The organism is Mesorhizobium sp. M7D.F.Ca.US.004.03.1.1, from assembly GCF_003998635.1.
Taxonomy (GTDB): domain Bacteria; phylum Pseudomonadota; class Alphaproteobacteria; order Rhizobiales; family Rhizobiaceae; genus Mesorhizobium; species Mesorhizobium loti.
On sequence record NZ_RZQG01001111.1, the window covers coordinates 1 to 1,735 of the forward strand.

Below are 1,735 nucleotides of genomic sequence, written 5' to 3' on the forward strand. Positions count from 1 at the left end.
GTGTATTTCATGTGCTGGCGGATGTTGGCGCGCGCGGCACGGATCGCGCCCGAATCGGGCGAGCCGCCGCCCGCCGTTTCCGGCATGACCGGCTTCAGCACGCGCTCGCGCACCAAATGGCGGGTGACTTCGCTTTCGGCCTTGTTGAGATACCAGTCGATCAGCCGGCGGATTTCGGCGCGCTGCATCGGGTCCTCGGCGAACAGCCGCTTGTCGCGTTTGAGCACGCCGCGCGTTTCATCGAGATATTCCGAGATCACCGTTGCGCCGACGATCGGCACGTCGCCTTCGGCCAGCAGGATCGGCAGCGTACCGGCCGGGTTCAGCGCCAGGAACTCCTTGCGTCGGGTCCACGGCTTTTCCTCGATCAGGGCCAGCTCCTCGCCATACTCGCCGAAAGCGAGGCGGACGAAGCGACAGGTGGCGAACATGGGATGGTGGAAAAGCGTCAGCATGGTTCCGCGATGATAAAGCGCACTGGCGAATCGCAGGGCGCACCGGTAAGTCTTGGCCGCCCGGTTAGCGGGCCGTCAGAGTGTTGCGACCTATAGGGGGACTTCAACGCCATGACAAGCAAGCCGTTCTGTTAGCCGTCACGCCAAATGCCGAGGTAGCCATGGAAAGCCAGACCATCGTCGAAGCCCTGCTGCTCGGCCTGCTGGAGGGGCTGACCGAGTTCATCCCGGTGTCGTCCACCGGCCATATCCTGCTCGCCGGCCATTTCCTCGGCTTCCACTCGACCGGCAAGGCTTTCGAGATCCTGATCCAGCTCGGCGCCATCCTGGCGATCCTCAGTGTCTATTTCCGCCGTCTGTGGAAAATGCTGCTCGACCTGCCGCATGACCGGCTGACACGGCATTTCGTCATCGGCATCCTCATTGCTTTCCTGCCGGCGGCGATCATCGGCGCGCTGGCGCATGATTTCATCAAGACAGTGCTGTTCGAATCGCCAAGGCTGATCTGCATCATGCTGATCATCGGCGGCGTCGTGCTGCTGGCTGTCGATCGCATGAACCTCAAACCCGTCTACCGCGACGTCGAGCGATTCCCGACCCGGCTTTACCTGCAGATTGGGCTTTTCCAGTGCCTGTCGCTGATTCCCGGCACGTCGCGCTCGGGTTCGACGATCGTCGGCGCACTGCTTTTAGGCGTCGACAAGCGGGCGGCGGCGGAATTTTCCTTCTTCCTTGCGATCCCGACCATGGTCGGCGCCTTCGCCTTCGACCTGTTCAAGAACCGCAACGTACTGAGCAGCGCCGACCTGCCGATCATTGCCGTCGGCTTCGTTGCCGCCTTCATCACAGCGCTCATCGTCGTGCGCTTCCTGCTCGATTACGTCTCGCGCAACGGCTACTCGCTGTTCGGCTGGTGGCGGCTGGTGGTGGGTGTTGTCGGGCTGGTTGGCTTGATGATCTGGGGGTGAGGAGTGGTCCGCGACCTCCTCGACTTCGTCATCCACGGGCGGAGCAAGGAGCGTAGCGACGCAGCGCAGACCCGTGGATGACGAAGGATGTTCCTCAATTCCGCCCATAAAACGCATTCTCGACATGCACCGGCCAGCACCAGGGCAGCACCGCGACCATGTCGAAGCGCATCGACAGTTTGCCGTAATCCGACTGGCGCGACAGCCAGATGTCGGCCGCTGCCTCGATGCGGCGTTCCGATTCATGGCCGATCGCCTCCATGGCTTCCATCAGCGTGCGGCGCGCCTTGACCTCGACGAACAGCACCAGGT

At 62.5% G+C, this 1,735-nt stretch carries 3 protein-coding genes; 1 reads left to right on the forward strand and 2 read right to left on the reverse strand.

What is annotated here, in order from left to right:
- Positions 1 to 455 (reverse strand): glutathione S-transferase family protein (locus tag EN935_RS34460; RefSeq protein WP_164769875.1); only part of this gene is annotated, 455 nt, incomplete at its 3' end.
- 161 nt (positions 456 to 616) lie between these two features.
- Here EN935_RS34460 and EN935_RS34465 point away from each other — a divergent pair.
- Positions 617 to 1,423 carry an undecaprenyl-diphosphate phosphatase gene (locus tag EN935_RS34465; RefSeq protein WP_109667603.1) on the forward strand — a complete coding sequence of 269 codons (807 nt, stop codon included), beginning with the start codon at positions 617 to 619 and terminating at the stop codon, positions 1,421 to 1,423.
- Between the two features lie 94 nt (positions 1,424 to 1,517).
- Here EN935_RS34465 and EN935_RS34470 read toward each other — a convergent pair.
- Positions 1,518 to 1,735: YraN family protein (locus EN935_RS34470; RefSeq protein WP_206534646.1), on the reverse strand; the 218-nt coding region annotated here is incomplete at its 5' end.